Here is a 19,554-nt window from a genome sequence, read left to right on the forward strand (position 1 = left end):
CGGGGTTCGCTCTGCAGAGCGCGGTGGGCCAGCTGCGGGTTGCAGGCGCCGAGGATCAGCTGTGGTGGCACGGTTTCACCGATCTTCGTGTGCAGGGTGGCGGCGATGTCTATCTCGGTGAGGACGCCGAATCCCTGGTCGGCGAGGGCGTCGCGGACCGCGGTCACGGTGGCGTCGAACGGCAGCGCGGATGTGGTCGTGATGGTGAAATCCATGGTGGGCGGCTTCCTTTCGGTGTTCAGAGGGTGCCGGTGATCGCTTGCAGGCCGAGGCTGCTGGCCGCGACGGCGATCCACAGCAGGGCGCCGAGCAGCAGCGGCCGGTGCCCGGCGCGGCGCATGTCTGCCAGGCGCAGGGACAGCCCGATCCCGGCCAGGGCGGTGGTGATCAGGAAGGTGCCCAGCGCGGACAGTGCCGGGTGCCAGTCGGCGGGGATCGCGCCGACGGTGTCCAGCGTCGCGGCCGCGATGAACCCGAGCAGGAACAGCGGGATGATCTTGCGCCAGGGCAGGGCTTTCCACCGAAATCCTTCGGCGGGCTCACCTCGTTCGGCGGCGTCGCGGCGGGCGTCGCGGCGGGCGGTCAGGACGGCGAGTGCGATCACGATCGGGATGAGCATCAGGGTGCGGGTGAGCTTGACGACGATGCCGTGGGAGCCCGCGTCACCGCCGTAGGCGAACGAGGCCGCCACCACCGAGGAGGTGTCGTTGATCGCCGTGCCGGCCCACAACCCGAACGAGTGCGGGCTCATTCCCAGCAGGTGCCCGATCGGTGGGAACAGGAGCACCGCGGCGATGTTGAAGGTGAAGATCGTCCCGATCGCGTAGGCGACCTGGGCCTGCTTGGCCTTGATGACCGCGGTGGTCGCCGCGATCGCCGAGGCGCCGCAGATTCCGGTGCCGACGCCGATCAGGATCTGCGTGTCGCCGCGCACCCCGAGCAGGCGGCCGAGCAGCCAGGCTCCGCCCAGAGCGATGACCAGGGTGCCGAGCATCACCGGCAGTGAACTGCCGCCGACGTGCACGACTTCCTGCAACGACAGGCCGGTGCCCAGGACCACGATGGACAGTTGCAGGACCGGTTTCGATGCGATCGCATAGCCGACCGTGCAGCGGTCTGCGCGCAACGCGGGGACGACGGCCGCGGCCAGCGCGCCCAGGAGGATCCCGAAGACCGGTCCGCCGACGATCGGTACCAGCTTGCCCAGCAGGGTGGCGATCGCGGCGACGGTGACCGCCACCGCCAGCCCGGGGATGGCACGGCGCAGTGGCGCGTGGCTGTGCGGTCGCTGTTGTTCGGCTTCGGGGTCCTGGGTCGCCGTTGTCATGGGGCCGCCTGGCCGGCGACGGTGAGGCCGAGTTTTTCGGCGTGGGCGAACTCGTCGTCGACGCAGCGCACGTCGCGCCCGGCGCGGTGCAGCAGCCCGGCGGCGATGCTGGCGCGGTACCCGGCCGCGCAGTGGACCCAGAGCAGGTCGTGGGGCACGTCGTCGAGCCGTTCGAGCAGGTCGTGCAGCGGGACGTGTACCGCGCCGGGAATGTGCGCGGTGGCCCATTCGTCGTCGCGGCGGACGTCCAGCACGGTGCCGTCGGCCTGGTCACGGTGTGCGAGGTCGGTGAAGGAGACCACCGGGTAGCTGCCGCGGCGCGCGGGCGGGGCGAGGTCGGCCGGCTCGCCGAGGGCGTGTGCGTCGGGACGGTCGATGCCGATGCGTGCGAGCTGGCGTTGGGCGTCGGCGACTTGTGCGGCGTCGTGCCCGATGAGGGTGAGTGGAGTGCCCCACGGGATCAGCCAGCCCAGCCAGGTCGCGAACTGCGTGCTCAGGCCGATGCCGATGGTGCCGGTGATGTGGTCGGCCGCGTATGCCGTCCGGTCCCGCAGGTCCACCACCCATTCCCCGGCCTCGATCCGTCGCCGAAGCTGCTCGGGATCGGCGTGCTCGGGTGGGGTCAGGTCGATCGGGGCGGGGCCACCGCGATTGCGGGCGCCCATGTGCGCGTAGTAGGCCGGGTAAGCGGTGAGGCCCGCGACGAGCTTCTCGACGAAGCGGTTCTCGTCGGGCTCGGTCAGCGCGTCGTTGCCCTTCCGTTCGTCCGCGACGGTGCCCTGCGGCCCCTGTCCGGTCGAGCCTGCCGAGCAGAAGCTGCCGAATCCGTGCGTGGGGAACACGCCGGCGTCGTCGGGCAGCAGGTCGGCGATCCGGCGAGCCGAGCGGTACTGCGCGTGCGCGAGCTCCTCGGTCCGCGCGGGATCGACCAGATCCGTCCGTCCCACGCTGCCGTAGAGCAGCGACCCTCCGGAGAACACCACGGGCGGGCCATCGCCGTCGGAGATCACGTAGGACAGGTGGTGGTCGGTGTGCCCGGGCGTCGCGACGACCCGGACGGTCATCGACCCGGCCTGCAGCTCGTCTCCGTCGTGTACCGGCCATCGATCGAATTCGACATCGTCGTGAGCCGACACCGCGTATCGCGCGCTGGTCAGCTTCGCCAGCTGGAAACCACCGGAGACGTAGTCGTTGTGGATGTGGGTCTCCAGCACCAGCTCGCAGTGCACCTTCAGCCGCTCGAGCAGCTGTTCGACGCGATCGATGTCGCGTTGGGGATCGACCACGATCGCGACCCGGCCGTCGTGCGCCAGGTAGCTGCGGTCGCCCAGTTCCTCGGTTGCGATGACTTCGACCTGAACCACGGCTCACCTCCTCGAAATGTACGCACATTTATGCTAGCTTCTGTACGGACATTTGACCACCCGTAGCGTGTCCATGCAGCCCGGAGAGGGGATGGCCATGCGCGCGCTCGATCGCGACGGAACAACACCCTTGTGGCAGCAATTGCAGGGGGATCTGCTCGCTCGTCTCGAGGCAGGGGAGTTCGCCGGTCAGTTCCCGGGTGAACTCGCCCTGGTCGAGGACTACGGCGTCAGCCGGCACACCGTGCGGCAGGCCTTGCGGCAACTTCGTGCCGATCGGGTGATCGTCGCGACACGGGGGCGCCAGCCCCGGGTGGCGGAGTCCGCGGAGATCCAGCAGCCGATGGGCGCGCTCTACAGCCTGTTCGCGGCGGTCGAAGCCGCCGGGCTCGCGCAGCACAGCGTCGTACGGACGCTTGACGTCCGCGCGGACGGGGTGGTGGCGGCCCGGCTCGGCCTGGAAGGTTCCGAGCCGCTGGTCTACCTGGAACGGCTTCGCCTCGCTGGGGGCATCCCGCTCGCCCTGGACCGTGTCTGGCTACCGGCCGATGTCGCCCGGCCCCTTCTCGAGGCGGACTTCAGCCACACCAGCCTGTACACCGAACTGGCGGACCGGGCCGGTGTCCGGCTCGGGACCGGGCATGAAGAGATCCACGCCGTCAACCCGACCGCGGCCGAGCGAGCCTTGCTGGACAGCCCGCCCGATATCGCCGCCTTCTCCATCCACCGCCTCGGCTACGCACGCGACCGTGCCGTCGAATGGCGCCACAGCCTCGTGCGCGGTGACCGCTTCGCCCTCACCGCCGGTTTCTCCGCGCGCACCGGCTATCAGCTCCATCACGCCGCCGCCGCGGCACTGACCACCGCGGCGCCTTGACCCGGTAGCACACCCCGGTCATTACCCCGACCGGCCAGCGCGGCGCGGGCGGCGGATGTCTCTACGGTGGCGACGGCACCACTGGGGCCGGGAGTTGCAGTGCCACGGTGAGCGGACGACCTGCGGCGCCCCGGCCGCAGCTGGTCACGACGACCTCGCGAAACTCCAGGTGCCCAAGGCTCTCGTGGGTGAGACGAGGCCACGGACTGTCGGACACTCCGGAGATCGAGGTTGGCACCAGGCCATCAGCCGGTGGCGAGCAGGACCACACCGGCGGCGGGCGCTTCCCCAGTAGCTGTTAGAGCTCGGCACCGTTCGCGAGCTTCATGTGTGAGCAGTAGAACGGATTGCTCGGCTGATGGTGCTCTCTGAATAGGGCTCTGGCGCGGGTTTCGTGGTCCGGTGACGGGCGGTGAGCGTGGCCGGTGATCATGTCGCTAGTGCTCTGTTGATCTTGAAGCGTTGCTGCCGCATCTGGGTGGGCTGGTCGTTGACCGGGCGGAGGTTGCTCCTGCGCCATCGCATCCTCCTCGGGTAAGACCACCACCGAAAGTGCGTCAGAGCCGATGATGGGATAGACCCCTGTGTGGAGTTCCGCTTCGATCCATGATCTCTCGCCACATCGGCTGACCCGTGGAAAGTGAGTTCCTTCGCGGGCTTGAACAGGAAATCGTGACAGGAGACGGGGTGGAGCCGACGGCAATGCGCCCAAACTTGCCATCACCGGTGCGGTTTCGGTCGGATCTTGGAGCATTCGTTCGGCTGGGTTCCGCAAAGCCCTGACCCATCGGCCGAGTGGGTGACCCGAGCGGCCGTGGTAGGTTCGACGAGGTCCGGGCGCCGCACTGTTCCGTGGCGGAGCCGGCGTTGTGTCGCGAGGGAGCGCGTGGTGGCCGACTTGGCAGAGGGCGCGAGCCTTCGCTGAACATAGGTCCGCGAGCATCCCCGACCTTGATTGGCTACGCCCTGAGATGAGTCATCGCCGGTCACGTCGGTCCGTCGGTCCTTCTGCTGGACTTCCGGGCACGATCCGCATCCGCGGGCGATGGCCGGTCCACCTGATCGCCAGGCGATGGCCACCGGCTCGGGCCAGGACGAGCCCGGTGACCGCGGCGGTACCCGTCGCCATGGCACCGGCCGTCGCAAGGCCGGTACGAGGGCCGTACGTGTCGGTGATCCAGCCGATGAGCGGAGCGCCGACGGGAGCGCCCCCGAGGAGGACCATCATGTACAGGGCTGTTACCCGGCCCCGCACAGTGGGATCGGTGGACGTCTGGATGGTGGCGTTCGTGGTGACGTTGACGACCATGGCGAACAGGCCCAGGGGAACCATGAACAGAGCGAAACTCCACAGGGTCGGCGCTGCGGCGGCGGCGATCTCCAGGATGCCGAAGACCAGTGCGGCCAGGAACGGCAGTCTCAGTCGGGCGGTTCCGCGCCGGGCCGCGAGCAGTGCGCCGGCTAGCGAGCCGCACGCAACCAGGGTGTTGAAAAGGCTGTAGGTACCCGCGCCGACGTGGAAGACGTCGTCGGCGAAAGCGGAGAGATGGACCGGGAAGTTGAGGGCGAAAGTACCCACGAAGCCGACCAGGACGATGGGCCACAACAGTTCCGGACGGCCGGCGACGTAGCGTAGGCCTTCGCGCAGTTGTCCCTTTCCGCGTGGGGCGCGCTCCGCGCCGCGCAGGTCACCCGTGCGCATCAGCAACATGCAGGTGAGCGGTGCGGCGAAGGAAAGGCCGTTGAGAAGGAACGCCCACCCGGTGCCGATGCCCGTGATCAGCAACCCCGCGACGGCCGGGCCGATCAGGCGGGCGGACTGGAAGTTCGCGGAGTTGAGGCCGACGGCGTTCCGCAGCTGGTCCGGACCGACCAGTTCGGAGAGGAAGGACTGGCGTGCGGGGTTGTCGAGAACCGTCGCGAGGCCGACCGCGAACGCGGCGGCGTAGACGTGCCAGACCCGGACGTGGCCGGTCAGGGTGAGGGCGGCCAAGGTGAGCGCGGTAGCGGCCATGGTCACTTGCGTGACGGCCAGTACGGGCCGCTTGCGCAGGCGATCGACGAGGACGCCGCCGGGCAACCCGAAGAGCAGCAGAGGAAGGAACTGCAAGGCCGTGGTGACTCCGACGGCGGTCGAGGAGCCGGTGAGGCTGAGTATCAGCCAATCCTGGGCGATGCGTTGCATCCAGGTGCCGTTGTTGGAGACGACCTGGCCGAGGAAGAACAGGCGGTAGTTCCTGATCTTCAGCGAGGAGAAGAGAGAGTCTCCGGGATGGGGTCCGGCGAACGAGTCGGTGCCGCGTGGGGTGGAACCTGCTCCGGGTTCCGTACTCAAATGGGGCTCCTTCCTGGTCGTCGGCAGTCACGACAATTCGTGTGCCTCATGCCGGTTGGCGGGTCCGTTCCACCGCGGGCACGGCACCGGACGCCGGCGGCCGCACCCTGCGGGCTCCGGCAGTGGCCGGGCGTTTCCGTCGTGGACCGGGGGTTGCGGTGGTGATCCGCTGCGAGGATCGTTGTGCGAGACCGCTGACCGGCGGGCTCGCACCTGGCGCGAGGCACCGCGTTCGCGTGGCAGGCTCCGTGCGTGGGGCGTGGGAAGCTGTCACCCGGGGGCGGCAGGCGGCGGCGCGGTCGAGCTGCGGACCACTAGCGTGGGCCTATGCAGTATGGAGTGGCCGGTTTCGCCGCGGTCCCCATCCATGATCTTTCGCAGCCTGGCGAAAGCGGTGGCCGCCATCTCCTCCACGGGCTGTCGCACCGTGGTGAGCGCGGGCATGGCCATGCTCGCGAGAATGATGTCGTCGTAGCCGACCACGGAGACGTCGCGGCCGACCACCAACCCTGCCTCTCTTGCGCCTGCGACGACGCCGATCGCGCACATGTCGTTGATGGCGACGATCGCCGTCGGAGGGTGGGGGCCTAGGAGGAGTTCCCGTGCGGCGGCACGGCCGAGTTCGGCGGTGTCACGGTCGTCGAAGTCCACCGTGTCGGCTCCCGACCAGACGATGCCGGCCGACCTGGGCAGGCCGGCGGCTTCGAGGGCCTGCCGGAACCCGCTGTACCGCTCAGCACGGTTGACGCTGCCGATCGAGCCGGAGACGAAAGCCAGCCGCGTGTGCCCCAACTCCAGCAGGTGCTCCGTCGCCAGTCGCATGCCGAGAACATTGTCGGTCCCGATGTTCACCACGCTGTACGGGTCGCCGGGCTGGGCGGTGCGGTCAAATGCCACCAGTCCGAGCCCCGCCTCTACGGTCGGCTTCACATGGTCGAGTGAGGGCAGGGACGAGCACAGGACGACCCCGCCGATGCCGTCGCCCCAGAGTTCCTCGGCGTAACGGCGTTCCCGGTCCGGGTCTCGCTCACTGTTGCACAGGAGCATGTAGAAACCCTCTGCCATGGCTACCGCTTCGAGGTGCCGTGCGAACGTCCCCCAGAACGGATTGGCCACTGACGGCACGATGAGCCCGAGCATCTGGATCCGTCCGGTGCGCAGCTGCTGGGCGGCGCGGTTGGGGCGGTAGCCGAGGCGCCGGATCGCCGACTCCACTCGTGACCGGGTCTCGGGCTGCATTTTGCCGGTCCGGCCGTTGAGCAGGTTGGAGACCGTGCTCGGGGAGACCCCCGCCTCTCGCGCCACCTGGTAGATCGTTACCCCGGCCACTGACTCTCCCTGTGAATCGGAGGCAAATGTTTCCACGATGTTGACAGCACGTACCGCCGTTCCTAACCTCAGTACATCGAAACACCGGTAAATCGATGCACCGATCCTACTGCACGTCCGCCACCCGCTCAGCACGTACCCCGGGCAGGGAGTCTCCTATGCGCACACGTCCGTCGACTCTTTCCAGGCGAAGCCTTCTGGGGCTTGGTGCCGCCGCCGCGGCGGGTGCCGTGCTGTCCGCCTGTGGTGGGCCGGCATCCCAGAAGGGCGGTGGTGACGCGTCGTTGCGTCTCCTCACCCCCATCTTCGACCGCGCGGACGGTCAGAAGCTGCTCACCTCACTGCTCGCGGACTTCAAGAAGGACCACCCGGGTGTCAGTGTCCAGGTGGACTACACCGAGTACGGAAAGCTCAACGAGAAGCTCGCCACGTCGATCGTCGGTGGTCAGCCCTACGACGTCATGCTCATGGGGGTCGGCTGGATCCCGCCCTTCGTCGAGAAGGGCGTCCTAGCCGACCTGGAAACGAGCGCGGCCGACCTCGGCCGGCTGTACAACCCCCGTGTGGTGCAGCCCGGGATCTACGGCGGCAAGACCTACGCCCGCCCGATTCTGCTGGACACTCGGATGGGCATCTACCGCAAGGACATCCTCGCCGAGGCGGGGATAGGCGCGCCCCCCAAGGACCTGACCGAGCTGAAGGAGATGGCCAAGGAGCTGACGGTCCGTCAGGGCGGCAAGCTGACGCGGGCCGGCGTGGACATCCTCAGCAACGATCTGCGCCAGACCTATCTCCCCGTCATGTGGGCCTACGGTGGTGACCTGTTCGCAGACGGGAAACCCGCGTTCGACTCGGGAGAGGCCGTGGCCGCACTCCAGTGGATGGTCGACGTCATCCGCACGGACAAGATCGAGGACTACGGCTTCACCCAGAAGGGAGCCGTCGTCGCACCTCTCGTCCAGGGGCGGTCGGCGATGATGATCGGCCACAACGACATGTGGCGGCAGATCTCCGAGAGCGCGCCCGAGTTGATCGCCGAGGACAAGGTCGCCGGGTTCATGCTGAACCAGCAGCGTCCCGCGCTGTTCCAGGGCGGCACGCTGGCCACCATGTCGGCGAAGACGGAGCACCCCGAGCAGGCCAAGGCCCTGGTGGAGTTCCTGTCCGGGGACAAGGTCTCACCGCAGGCGGCCGAGCAGCGCGGCAACATTCCGGCGGTTCTCAGCGCGGCCGACTCCGACTATGTGAAGAGCGACAAGCTCGTTTCGTTCGCCGTGGACAACCTCGACTACGCCTTCTCTGAGGGTGGAGTGCCGACCTGGCTCGAGATCCGCGAGGAGTTCAAACCGGCGCTTGAAAGCGCCCTGCTCGGCAAATCGAGTGCGGCCGATGCGCTGCGGGGGCTGGCGGAGAAGGCCACGGCCATCATCGCCAAGGGGGTGTGACTCCGATGCCCGCCCGTCCGGCCGTGGACGCCAGTCGGGACGGCGAAGTAGTGTATCGATCTACCGGAATGGCGGCGCCCAGCCTGAGTAGTGCTCGCCCTCGGCGCAGGAAGAGGTTCGGTCACGAACGGCGTCGGGTCGCCCTGCTCCTGCTGGCGCCGTCGGTCATCCACCTCGTCTGGTGGATCGGCATCCCTGTCATCGCCACCTTCGCGCTGGCGTTCACCGACTACGACATCCTCGCGGGCACGGTGAACTTCAACGGCCTGCGCAACTTCCAGGAGATCTTCGCCGATACGGCGTGGAACTCGTCGATCTGGCACACCATCGTCTTCACCTTCTTCACCGTGCCCGTGGCCATGGCGATCGCCGTGATCCTGGCGATCCTGCTCAACGTGAAGATGCGGGGATCGGCCTGGTACCGCACTGCCGTGTTCATGCCGCACGTCACCGCGACCGTGGCGATCGCCCTGGTCTGGATGTGGATGTTCGAACCGCGGCTCGGTGTCGTGAACACGATGCTCGGCTGGGTCGGCATCGACGGGCCTGCGTGGCTGGCCGACCCGGACTGGGCGCTGCCCGCGGTGATCGTCGTGAGCATCTGGAAGGGCATCGGTATCAAGATGCTCATCTACCTGGCTGCTCTGCAGGCCATGCCGGAGGACGTGTACGAGGCAGCCAGGATCGACGGTGCGTCTCCGGTACGGCAGTTCTTCTCCATCACGGTGCCGCTGCTGAGGCCCGCGACGTTCTTCGTCCTGCTGGTGTCGATCATCGATTCGTTCCAGGCGTTCGACCAGCTGTACGTGCTGACGCCGGACGGAGGTCCCGGGAACTCGACGACGGTCATGACCTACGAGATCTACCGCACGGCGTTCAAGGAGTTCAACATGGGCGCGGCCTGCGCGCAGAGCGTGGTGCTGTTCGCATTCCTGCTGGTCCTGATGCTGATCAGCCGGCGTCTCACCGGAAAGGACGACGATGTCCGCTGAGGAGCTCCCTGCCGGGCGTGTGGCCGTGGGGCCCCCGCGGACGGGCGGGCCCCTGCTCGGCCGGCGGCTGCGGCGGGTGGCACTGCACCTGGTTCTCGTCACGGTGTCTCTGGCGATGGTCGTTCCCTTTCTCTGGATGATCGTCACTTCGCTGAAGACCGATCCGGACCTCGCTGCCTACCCCCCTCATCTGCTCCCTCGGATCTGGGACTGGAACAACTATCCCGAGGCCCTCGAGTACGCCCCCTTCGGTACCTACTTCCGCAACAGCCTGTTCATCTCGCTCGGGCACACGGCACTCAATCTGGCCATGGCCTCCATGGCCGGGTACGCACTGGCCCGGATTCGGTTCCGGGGCAGCACCGTGGTCTTCATGGGGGTCCTGGCCACGATGATGATCCCGACCTACACCAAGATCGTCCCCCAGTACCTGATCGCCAAAGGTGTCCCGTTCTTCGGCGGTAACGACTATCTCGGACGGGGCGGTCACGGCTGGCTCGACTCCTGGTGGGGACTGATCGTTCCCGGCGCGCTGACGCCGTTCGCCATTTTTCTCTTCCGGCAGTTCTACCTCTCGCTGCCGCGTGAACTGGAAGAGGCCGCCCGGATCGATGGCATGGGTGAGTTCGGCATCTACGCCCGGGTGATGACGCCGCTGGTCAAGCCGGCCATCGCCACTGTGGCCCTGCTCACGTTCGAAACCAGCTGGAACAACTTCCTGTGGCCGCTGATCATCACGACCGACACCGACCTGCGCGTCATCCAGGTGGGACTGTCGGCCTTCCAGCAAGCCGATCAGAACGCCTGGGCGTACATGATGGCCGGGACGACGCTCGCCACGGTTCCGATGGTCGTGTTGTTCCTGTTCACCCAGCGCTATTTCGTCCAGGGCTTCGCCAATTCCGGGATCAAGTAGCCCGTCATCCATTCCGACAATGTCAACGGGGAGTTTTCATGCCTTTTGATCTCACGGGTCGACGTGCGCTCGTGACCGGCGCCGGTCACGGCATCGGCGCGGCGGTCGCACTCGGGCTGGCGCGGGCGGGCGCCGATGTGATCGTCCATCACGGACGTTCCGGAGAATCGGCGGAACGCGTTTTGGCCGAGATCAGCGCGCTCGGGCGAAAATCCACCACCGTCGCCGCAGACGTCACGGACGCCGCCGCCGTCGTGCGCCTGGTCGACGAGAGTGTCGCCTTTCTCGGCGGGCTCGACATCGTCGTCGCCAACGCCGGGCACCTCGTCGGACGGGTTCCCGTCTCCGAGATGACCGAGGACCACTTCCGCAGTGTGCTGGACGTCAACCTCTTCTCCGCCTTCCGGACGTGCCGGGCAGCCCTGCCGCATCTGCGGGAAGCCGGCCCCGCGGGCCGGGTCGTGCTGATGGCTTCGCAGGCCGCGCACGACGGTGGCGGTCCCGGTGCGACCGCGTACGCGGCGGCCAAGGCCGGGGTGATCGGCTTCGCCAAGGGGCTGGCCAAGGAGATCGGCGGTGCCGGGGTCACAGTGAACGCACTCGCTCCCGGATACATCGGCGAGACTGCCTTCCACGGCACGTTCACCGCGCCCGAGGCCCAGCGCGGCATCGTCGAGAAGCTGCCCATCGGCCGTGGGGGCACCGTGGACGACGTCGCGGCCGCGGCCGTCTACCTGGCCTCCGACGAGGCCGGTTACGTCACCGGAGCCACCCTCGACATCGGGGGCGGCGCGTGGCCGCGCTGACCATTCCCCAGGAGTCGGGTGGTTGGTGGCACGCGTACGTCTGTCCGGCACACGGGGTCGAACTCGACCACGGCGACCTGCTCGACGACACTTTCCCCGCCGCCGGGGCCGCTTGCCGGTATGGCTGCCGGCTGGACACCGATGCCATCCGGGGTGCCCGGGCCGTGCTGGTCCACCAGGCGACCGCCCGGCGCCTGCGGAACCTCGCCGCAGGCGAGCCCGTCGAACGCCGTGAGGCAGTACGCCTGCTGCGGGAGTACGCGACGCTGTACGCCGGTCTGCCGAGTGCCCACTCCGGCAGCGCTGACTGGATGCTGCGCGGCCGCCTCTTCCACCAGGCGCTGACCGAGGGCATCTGGGCGGTCAACATCGCACACGCGGTGCGCACGCTCGCGACACACCACGAAGTCCCCGTCGCCCTGGACACCCTCGTACCCTTCCTCGGTGCACTCCGGGAGACGGCCGGCGCGGCGCGTGCGGAGCTGCTCCGGAAGGGGGAAGCCCGCTCGAACTACACGGCCTGGCTCGCCGCCGCGGAGATCTCGTGCCTCTCGGCCGTCGCGGCGGTCTCCGGCACTGAGCCCGACACAACGGGCCTTGCGGAGGAGTACGGCCTCAACACCCACCTGCGGACCGCGGTAAACCCCGACGGCTGGGAATGGGAGGGCAGCACCTACTATCACCTGTTCGTCCTGCACGCCTACCTGCTCGCGCTGCGAGGCGCCCGTGCGGACCACCTGCCCGGCGACATCGCGGCAGTATTGGGCGCCATGGTCTCGGTGTTGGCGGGTATCGCCACTCCAGACGGCACCCTGCCCGCACTCCACGACGGGCCCTACCGACGCGCGGGACAAGCTGCGGAGATCGTCGAGGTGGCCGCGCTCGCGGACCAGCTGTTCGCCGGTGCTCCACTGAAGCGCGTGGCACGAGCCGCCGAACGCGACTCCCCGGACCCGCTCCCCGCCGACCTGGCGGGGTGGTTCGCCGGCAGCCCTCTGCCCGCGCTGCCGCCCCGGCGGGTCTTCCCCGACGCGGGATATGCGGTGTTCCGCTCTGCCGGCGTCCACGCATTGCTGGACGCCGGACCGCACGGCGGCGGGCACGGGCACCAGGACAAGCTGTCGCTCTACCTCTACGCGGACGACGGTACGGCCTGGCAGCCCGACCCCGGTCAGGTGCCATACGCGCACCGGACCTTCCGGCGGTACTACGCGAGCACAGCTGCCCACCCCAGCTTCCGCGTCGACGAGTCGGAGCAGCGCCCCTGTGACGCCACTCTGTCCGGCGACGTGGGCAGGTGCGAGCAGGCCTACGACGGGGTGACGGCGACACGGCGGATCGTGGCGGACCGGCGCTACCTGCTCGACATCCTCGTCCTCGAAGCCGACACCGAGCGCCGGCTGAGCGCCCAGTTGCGTCCTGGCGCCGCTCTCGACGTCGTGGCACTGGGCCCCGACCAGTCCCGCACCGTCTGGGGTGCCGGCGGGGTCGCGGTCATGACGGGCCGGCACCTGGCGCGCCCACCGGCAGAGTTCACCGTCGTCGCGCACCCCGGTCCCGCCGACGACCCGGTACGAACCCGGCACGGCATCGACTGGTCCCTGACAAGCAGGCACGCGGTCTTCGTCTCCGTCTACCAAGCGACGGAATCGGAACCCGGCGTTCGCCGGGTGAGCCTTTCCGATCGATCCGTCCACATCGAACTGGCCGACGGAACCGTCGCCACCCACCCCATCGGAGCGTGAGGGCGCATGCTGCTTCTCGACGGACGACTCGACTCCTTGCGCGGCGAGCTGACCGGCACGCGTGCCGCCCAGTGGCGCAGGCTGTACGAACAGTGCGACTGGTACCGGCGGCAGCTCCCGCCCACACACCACCCCGAGGCGAGCATCACCTACTTCGGGCCGGCGGCCGCCAACCTGGCTCTCGCGTACCGCCTCAGCGGGCAGCGCGGATATCTGGAGGAGGCGTGGCGCTGGATCTCGGCCTGTGTCGCCTTCCCGCACTGGGGCCGCGCCCACATGCCCGATCACGACCTGGACGCGGGGTGGCTGCTGCACGGTCTTTCACTCGCGTACTCCTGGCTGGGCGAAGACCTGGGTCCCGAGCGCCGTGAGATCCTCCGCGCCAAGCTCGAGCTCCAGGGCGAGCGGCTGTACTCGTTCGCCAAGGAGACCGACGGCAGCTGGTGGTCGAGCGCGTACTGGCAGAACCACAACTGGATCTGCTGGACGGGCATCGCCACCGCGGGCTATGCCCTGGAACGCCGCGAATGGGCTGATGCCGCCCGCGTCAACCTGGAGATCGTCCTGCGGATGTTGCCGGAGGACGGTTCCGACTCGGAGGGGGTGGTGTACTGGCGCTACGGCGCGCCGTGGCTCGCCATCCACACGGATCTCGTGCAGCACCAGGAAAAGACCGACCTTTGGGCTGACTGCGGCTTCCTGCGGAACACCATGCGCTGGCGCCTGCACCAGAGTGCACCGGGGTTCGAGGAGAACGTCGACCACGGCGACTGCCACGACCGGCGCAGTGGTCACAGCGTCGCCCTCTATTACCGGCTTGCCGCCGCCTACCAGGACGGTACGGCGCAGTGGCTGGGCAAACTGGTCGCGGACCGCCACTTCTGGCGCGAAGCCTACGAGTCGGGGGTTCGCCCCGGCGTCATGCCCGAGGCGTTCCTCGAGCTGCTCTGGTACGACCCGACGATCACCCCGGTCCCGCCCGACGCGGAACCCGCCACCGCCTACTTCCCCGACCTCGGTCAGATCACGGCTCGCACCGGATGGGACAGCTCAGCCACCTGCGTCAGCTTCAAAGCGGCACCAGGTGGTGGGCACCGCGCCTGGACCGAAGGACACCGGCTGAAGTCGGAGGTCGGATGGGACGCGATGAGCGCGGGTCACCACCATCCCGACGCCGGAGCGTTCGTCCTCCACTCGCACGGGGCCTTTCTCGCCGTGGACGAGGGCTACAGCAACCACAAACGCGCCGCGCACCACAACCTGATCCTGGTCGACGGTGCGGGATGGGCGGACGAGGGCCGGTACCACGTGTACGAGGGGCTGCCGGAGGAACGCCAGGCGTGGGTGCGGGACGTGCTCGCTGAAGGTGGCTTCGCGCACGCCACGGCGGAGTCAGCCGCCATGTTCCCCGGCCATCTCGGGGTCCGGCGCGTCGATCGCACCCTGGTGGTCACCCCCGGGGGGCGGGTCGTCATCCTCGACGAACTGGCGGCGGACGAGCCCCGCGAATGGACCTACCTTCTGCACACCGACTGGCCTGTCGACGAAACCGGGCCGGACAGCTGGCGGCTGACGGCGGGACCTGGCAGCGCTCTGCTCACCCGGCTCGCGCCGGCCGACGCGACGTCCCGGCAGGAACGCACCGAGGTGGAAGCCAACCCCACGTCCAGCACTCCCAGTCTCAAGGTCAGCAAGACCTTGCACACCCTGTGCCTGAGCACTCCCAGGACGTCCACGGCCACCTTCTTGACTGTGTTCGAATGCGCCGGGTCGCTGGAGCCGTTGCCGGGTACCGCGGCCACGCTCCCCGCGCACCAGGGGTACGCGGTGTCCCTCGGACAGGGGGCCGACAGCGAACTCGTCTTCCTCGCCCCGCGCACGGGAGTCATCCACGCGGACCGCGTACGAGCCGAGGCAGCGGCCGTCCTGATCTCGAACACCGAGGTCGCGGCGGTCCGGGCGCGGCTCGTCGAGGTGGACGGCGTCGCCAGGCTTCGGATCGGCGAACCTTTCACCGGTCTGCTGCCCACCCGGACCACCGGCGCGTAGGAGCACCTCATGAAGGGCTGGGAGCGAGGTGCGCTGCGCGCCATGGAGTTCGTCGCACAGCCGGCGTTGGCAGGCGCGGCGTTCTGCCTGCTGGCACTCGGCGTCGTCACCTGGCTCCCGGCGCTGGCCGCCGCGGCGGTCGCGTTGCAGGACTGGCGCGGCGACGGCGGTGGCCGTCCGTTCACCGGGACGTTCCGTGCCTTCCCCCGTTGCTGGCGCGTCCTCTGGAAGGACGGATTTGCCGCCGGTGCAGCGATCGTCGTTCTCGTGACGAACTGCCTGTTCCTCCTGGGACAGGGGGGCCCGGCCGCGTTCGTCCTGCTGCCGGTCCAAGTTGTTTTGCTGGCTTCGCTGGCCGTATACACCCTGGCGCTCGCGGCCGTGAGCGCGGTCGACGCCGGTGGTGACGTCCGCCGCCGCGCGGCCGCCCTCGCCTTCGGCTCGCCGCGACGCTGCTTGGCGCTGCTGCTCTCGCTGCTGCTGGCCCCGCTCGCGATGCTTCCCGTTCCTCTTGGCCCCCTGGTGCTGGGGCCCACCCTTCCGCTGCTCCTGGCTCTGTCCCTGTACGCACCCACGAACACGAGGAGCCCAGCATGAAAGTCATCCCGTACGCCGTCGTAGCGGCTGTCGCACTCATGGTGATCGAGGTGCCGGCGGCGTCCGCCGCCGTGCCCCCGGGCGGTGGCCACGACGTCTACGTCTCACCGCGCGGCAGCGAGACCGGCACCGGTACGCGCAACGCGCCCTTCGCCGGCATCCAGCGGGCCCTGGACGTGGCCGGGCCCGGCTCGACGGTGCATCTGGCTCCGGGACGCTACCTGCAGGACTTTGTGAGCCGGAGCTCCGACATCACCATCACCGGGCCTTCGACCGCCGTCGTCCAGGGGGCGGGTGACGGCCGCGCCATCGGGGAGATCCAGCACGACCGGGTCCGGTTGACGGGGTTCACCATCGACGGGCTGGTCGGCGATGCCACCCAGAAGTCCAGCTACCGCAAGAAACTGCTGTACGTCATGAGCTTGACACCCGGAGACGGTGTGGATGGCCTTCGCGTCGATCGCATGACCTTCCGCAACGCCGGGGAGGAGTGCGTACGACTTCGCGACCTCGTCACCCGCGCCGAGGTCGCCCACAACCGGATCACCGGATGCGGAGTGTGGGACTTCCGCTTCGACGACGGCGGCAAGGTCGGCGAGGGTATCTACCTGGGCACCGCTCCCGAGCAGCAGGGCATGCACGGGGCCCCGGATGACAGACCGGACGTCAGTCGCGACAACCGGATCCACCACAACCTGATCGACACGCAGGGCAACGAGTGCGTGGACATCAAGGAGAACTCCACCGCGAACCTGGTCGAACACAACGACTGTACCGGCCAGCGCGACCCCGACTCCGCAGGACTCGACGCCCGCGGCAGCGGCAACACGTTCCGGGCCAACCGCGCCCACGACAACATCGGTGCCGGGGTCCGCGTCGGCGGCGACACCCCCACGGACGGCACCAGCAACAACATCGAGGGCAACATCCTCCTCTCCAACGCTGCGGGAGGCATCAAGTTCGAAGCCACTCCGCAGGGCCGGGTGTGCGGTAACACCCTGGCCGGTAACACCGGCGGCGACGCGACGGGAACATTCGGCGACGAATACGACCCGTCGCGCCGCTGCTGACCGCAGAAGAAAGAACCCGACACGACCGACCTTAAGGAAGCACACGACATGAGCCGGACTCGAAAGCGCACCCTCACCACAGCAGGCGTGGCCGCACTCTGCGCCGTGGCCGCCCTGACCGCCCCCGTCATCGCGGCCGGCACCGCCGCTGCCGCCTCCCCCTGCGACTACCCCGCCCAGCAACTCGCCCTGACCAACTGGAAGGAAACGCTGCCGACAGGATCGAGCAGCTCGCCGACCGAGATCACGCAGCCCAAACTCGCCACCTACTCGTCGAGCCCGTGGTTCACGGTGAACTCCGCGTGCACCGGGGTCCAGTTCCGTGCCGCGGTCAACGGAGTCACGACGTCCGGATCCGGCTACCCGCGCTCCGAACTGCGTGAGATGACCGACAACGGCAGCGACGAGGCCTCCTGGTCCGCCACCTCCGGCACACACACCCTCGTCTTCCGCGAGGCGTTCAACAAGCTCCCCAACGACAAGTCGCACCTCGTCGGCGCCCAGATCCACGACGCGGACGACGACGTCACGGTCTTCCGCCTGGAGGGCACCAGCCTTTACATCACCAAGGGTGATGACACCCACTACAAGCTGGTGACCAGCAACTACAAGCTGAACACCGTCTACGAGGGCAAGTTCGTCGTCAGCGGGGGCAACATCAAGGTCTACTACAACGGCGCCCTCCAGACGACCATCTCGCACACCTCGTCCGGCAACTACTTCAAGGCCGGGGCCTACACCCAGGCCAACTGCAGCAACTCCTCCCCGTGCAGCAGCACCAACTACGGGCAGGTGAGCGTGTACAAGCTCCAGGTCACCCACTCCTGAGTCAAGCGGTGCCGGGCCTCGGCGTAGGAGGCCCGGCACCGTCCAGCACGGTACAGCGACCGACGCGGAATCCCCGCTCCGCCCGCCCGCCGGCCCGGGCGTCCGTATGCCGGGCAAGTACCGGACTTATCCCGGCTTCCCCCGCCGGGGCAGGCGCCGGACACGCCGGTACGAAGCCTCCATCGCCGAAGGGAGACGTGACAGGAATGAACCGTGTCGACGACCCATTGCCCGCCATGCCATCGGAAACCCGGGTCACCGCTGAAATCACCACTCGTGGAGTGATCGCGATCCTGCGCGCCCCGACCACCACGCACTTCCCCGCGATCGCCGATACGTTGCTCGACGCCGGGATCCACGCCATCGAGATAACCCTCACCACCCGCGGCGCCCTGGAGTGCATTCGTGCTCTCGCGGCGGCCTACGGTTCAGAGGCCGTCATCGGGGCGGGAACAGTTCTGAACGGCAGCCAGGCGGAGGCTTGCATCGATGCCGGCGCCGCCTTCGTCGTTTCACCCATCGCGGCGCCCGATGTCCTCTCCGCGGCTCGTGCCGCGGGTGTGGCCGCCTACCCCGGCGCTCTCACACCCACCGAGATTCACGCCGCCCATCGCGCCGGTGCACCTGCGGTGAAGCTGTTCCCTTCCTCGGCCGTCTCTCCCCGGTACGTCCAAGACCTGCACGGCCCACTTCCCGACGTCCCCATCATCCCCACCGGCGGCGTCTCCCTGGCCGACATCCCGGCGTGGCTGACGGCAGGGGCCGCCGCTGTGGGCCTCAGCACCCCGCTCATCGGCGCGGCCGCGACTGACGGCGCCGACCACCGCCTCGCGGCCCGCAGCCGTCGAGCCGTCGCGGCCGTCTCCGAAGCCAGGGCAACGCGGTGACCCCCGCCACCCCTCCGTTCGCACCCCGGACCGCAGACGGCCTGCTCACGTTCGGCGAGACGATGGGGCTGATATCCGCAACCGTAATCGGCACCCTGGAGTGCGCACGTGACTTCACGTTCCGGATCGGCGGTGCCGAAAGCAACGTTGCTATCGGCGCGGCGCGTCTCGGGACTCCGGTCACCTGGATCGGTCGTGTGGGCAGCGATGCCGCCGGGGACCTCATCGGACGACGCCTGCGAGCGGAAGACATCCGGACCACTGTCATCCGGGACGCTGCTTTCACGGGACTCATGGTTCGTCACCACCGGGCCGCCGGTGTGGTTCACGTCGACTACCACCGCAGTGGTTCGGCCGGGTCCCGCCTCACTTCCGGCGACATCCCGGTCGACGCTGTCCGACGTGCCTCGGTCCTGCACGTCAGCGGCATCACTCCAGCCCTCAGCGCCTCCGCCCGCCAGGCCACTTGGCACGCGGTCGCCGCGGCGAAGGCGAACGACGTACTCGTGAGCGTCGACGTGAACTACCGCAGCAAGCTCTGGGACCGGGCCACCGCCCGGCGCGAATTGCGACGGCTCGTCGCGGAAGCGGACATCGTCTTCGCCGGGATCGAGGAAGCCCAGCTCGTCCTCGGTTGTCACGCGGCCGCCCCGGAACCCCTCGCCGTCGCCTTGGCGGGGATCGGACCGGCCGAAGCCGTCGTCAAGACGGGCGTCCGAGGGTGCACCGCTCACATCGACGGCGTGACTCACACGGAACCGGCGCTGCCCGTTTCCGTCGTCGACACCGTCGGCGCCGGCGATGCTTTCGTCGCCGGATATCTTGCGGAACTCCTGAGGGGTGCCGACCCCGCCGGCCGCCTCCGGACGGCCTGTGCGATGGGTGCCTACGCCGTGTCCGTGCCCGGTGACTGCGAACTTCTCCCGACTCGCGCCGAACTGGAGACCTTCCTGGCGGCGGGGGACGTCCTCCGATGAGGTTCCCGGG

At 68.7% G+C, this 19,554-nt stretch carries 17 protein-coding genes; 12 read left to right on the forward strand and 5 right to left on the reverse strand.

Annotated elements, in window-relative coordinates; genetic code table 11:
• From ACIA5G_RS53345 to ACIA5G_RS53355, 3 genes are all read right to left on the reverse strand, one after another.
• The coding region (locus ACIA5G_RS53345; RefSeq protein ID WP_395938189.1) for a DUF302 domain-containing protein at positions 1 to 215 on the reverse strand (215 nt) is incomplete at its 3' end.
• A gap of 23 nt (positions 216 to 238) precedes the next feature.
• Entirely contained in the window at positions 239 to 1,327 is a 1,089-nt protein-coding gene (locus tag ACIA5G_RS53350) for a YeiH family protein (RefSeq protein ID WP_395938191.1), read from the reverse strand.
• Positions 1,324 to 2,691: a rhodanese-like domain-containing protein gene (locus tag ACIA5G_RS53355; RefSeq protein ID WP_395938193.1), complete on the reverse strand. Its 1,368-nt coding sequence runs from the start codon at positions 2,689 to 2,691 to the stop codon at positions 1,324 to 1,326. The genes ACIA5G_RS53350 and ACIA5G_RS53355 overlap by 4 nt, the downstream gene beginning before the upstream one ends.
• 91 nt (positions 2,692 to 2,782) lie before the next feature.
• On the opposite strand from ACIA5G_RS53355, the gene ACIA5G_RS53360 reads away from it, so the two are divergent.
• Positions 2,783 to 3,568 (forward strand): GntR family transcriptional regulator, encoded by a 786-nt coding sequence (locus tag ACIA5G_RS53360; protein WP_395938195.1) that lies wholly within the window; start codon positions 2,783 to 2,785, stop codon positions 3,566 to 3,568.
• Between the two features lie 976 nt (positions 3,569 to 4,544).
• Here the strand turns inward: ACIA5G_RS53360 and ACIA5G_RS53365 are convergent.
• Positions 4,545 to 5,903 (reverse strand): MFS transporter, encoded by a 1,359-nt coding sequence (locus ACIA5G_RS53365; protein ID WP_395938197.1) that lies wholly within the window; start codon positions 5,901 to 5,903, stop codon positions 4,545 to 4,547.
• A 270-nt stretch (positions 5,904 to 6,173) separates the two neighbouring features.
• Complete coding sequence (locus tag ACIA5G_RS53370; protein ID WP_395938199.1) at positions 6,174 to 7,232, reverse strand: LacI family DNA-binding transcriptional regulator; 1,059 nt, start codon at positions 7,230 to 7,232, stop codon at positions 6,174 to 6,176.
• Positions 7,233 to 7,516: 284 nt separating this feature from the next.
• On the opposite strand from ACIA5G_RS53370, the gene ACIA5G_RS53375 reads away from it, so the two are divergent.
• The 11 genes from ACIA5G_RS53375 (at position 7,517) to ACIA5G_RS53425 (ending at position 19,544) form a co-directional block, all read left to right on the forward strand.
• The gene (locus ACIA5G_RS53375; RefSeq protein WP_395938201.1) at positions 7,517 to 8,677 is read left to right on the forward strand and encodes an ABC transporter substrate-binding protein; all 1,161 of its coding nucleotides are present in this window, start codon (positions 7,517 to 7,519) and stop codon (positions 8,675 to 8,677) included.
• Between the two features lie 68 nt (positions 8,678 to 8,745).
• Positions 8,746 to 9,669 (forward strand): carbohydrate ABC transporter permease, encoded by a 924-nt coding sequence (locus ACIA5G_RS53380; protein WP_395938203.1) that lies wholly within the window; start codon positions 8,746 to 8,748, stop codon positions 9,667 to 9,669.
• Positions 9,659 to 10,585 carry a carbohydrate ABC transporter permease gene (locus ACIA5G_RS53385; protein ID WP_395938205.1) on the forward strand — a complete coding sequence of 309 codons (927 nt, stop codon included), beginning with the start codon at positions 9,659 to 9,661 and terminating at the stop codon, positions 10,583 to 10,585. Before ACIA5G_RS53380 ends, ACIA5G_RS53385 begins: the two co-directional genes overlap by 11 nt.
• Positions 10,586 to 10,623: 38 nt before the next feature.
• Positions 10,624 to 11,391, forward strand: a complete 768-nt coding sequence (locus ACIA5G_RS53390; RefSeq protein ID WP_395938207.1) for an SDR family NAD(P)-dependent oxidoreductase — start codon at positions 10,624 to 10,626, stop codon at positions 11,389 to 11,391.
• On the forward strand, positions 11,379 to 13,136 hold the full coding sequence (locus ACIA5G_RS53395; protein ID WP_395938210.1) for a heparinase II/III family protein: 1,758 nt from the start codon (positions 11,379 to 11,381) through the stop codon (positions 13,134 to 13,136). The genes ACIA5G_RS53390 and ACIA5G_RS53395 overlap by 13 nt, the downstream gene beginning before the upstream one ends.
• Before the next feature lie 6 nt (positions 13,137 to 13,142).
• Positions 13,143 to 15,185: a hypothetical protein gene (locus ACIA5G_RS53400; RefSeq protein ID WP_395938212.1), complete on the forward strand. Its 2,043-nt coding sequence runs from the start codon at positions 13,143 to 13,145 to the stop codon at positions 15,183 to 15,185.
• 9 nt (positions 15,186 to 15,194) lie between these two features.
• On the forward strand, positions 15,195 to 15,782 hold the full coding sequence (locus ACIA5G_RS53405; RefSeq protein ID WP_395938214.1) for a hypothetical protein: 588 nt from the start codon (positions 15,195 to 15,197) through the stop codon (positions 15,780 to 15,782).
• A complete protein-coding gene (locus ACIA5G_RS53410) occupies positions 15,779 to 16,852 on the forward strand; it encodes a DUF1565 domain-containing protein (RefSeq protein WP_395938216.1) in 1,074 nt (357 codons plus the stop codon). Before ACIA5G_RS53405 ends, ACIA5G_RS53410 begins: the two co-directional genes overlap by 4 nt.
• A 48-nt stretch (positions 16,853 to 16,900) precedes the next feature.
• The gene (locus tag ACIA5G_RS53415) at positions 16,901 to 17,680 is read left to right on the forward strand and encodes a polysaccharide lyase family 7 protein (RefSeq protein WP_395938218.1); all 780 of its coding nucleotides are present in this window, start codon (positions 16,901 to 16,903) and stop codon (positions 17,678 to 17,680) included.
• A gap of 206 nt (positions 17,681 to 17,886) precedes the next feature.
• Positions 17,887 to 18,567, forward strand: coding sequence for a bifunctional 4-hydroxy-2-oxoglutarate aldolase/2-dehydro-3-deoxy-phosphogluconate aldolase (locus tag ACIA5G_RS53420; protein WP_395938220.1), 681 nt, complete (start codon positions 17,887 to 17,889; stop codon positions 18,565 to 18,567).
• On the forward strand, positions 18,564 to 19,544 hold the full coding sequence (locus ACIA5G_RS53425; protein ID WP_395938222.1) for a sugar kinase: 981 nt from the start codon (positions 18,564 to 18,566) through the stop codon (positions 19,542 to 19,544). Before ACIA5G_RS53420 ends, ACIA5G_RS53425 begins: the two co-directional genes overlap by 4 nt.
• Positions 19,545 to 19,554 lie beyond the last annotated feature (10 nt).

The sequence above is a fragment of the Amycolatopsis sp. NPDC051758 genome, from assembly GCF_044453095.1.
GTDB lineage: Bacteria > Actinomycetota > Actinomycetes > Mycobacteriales > Pseudonocardiaceae > Amycolatopsis.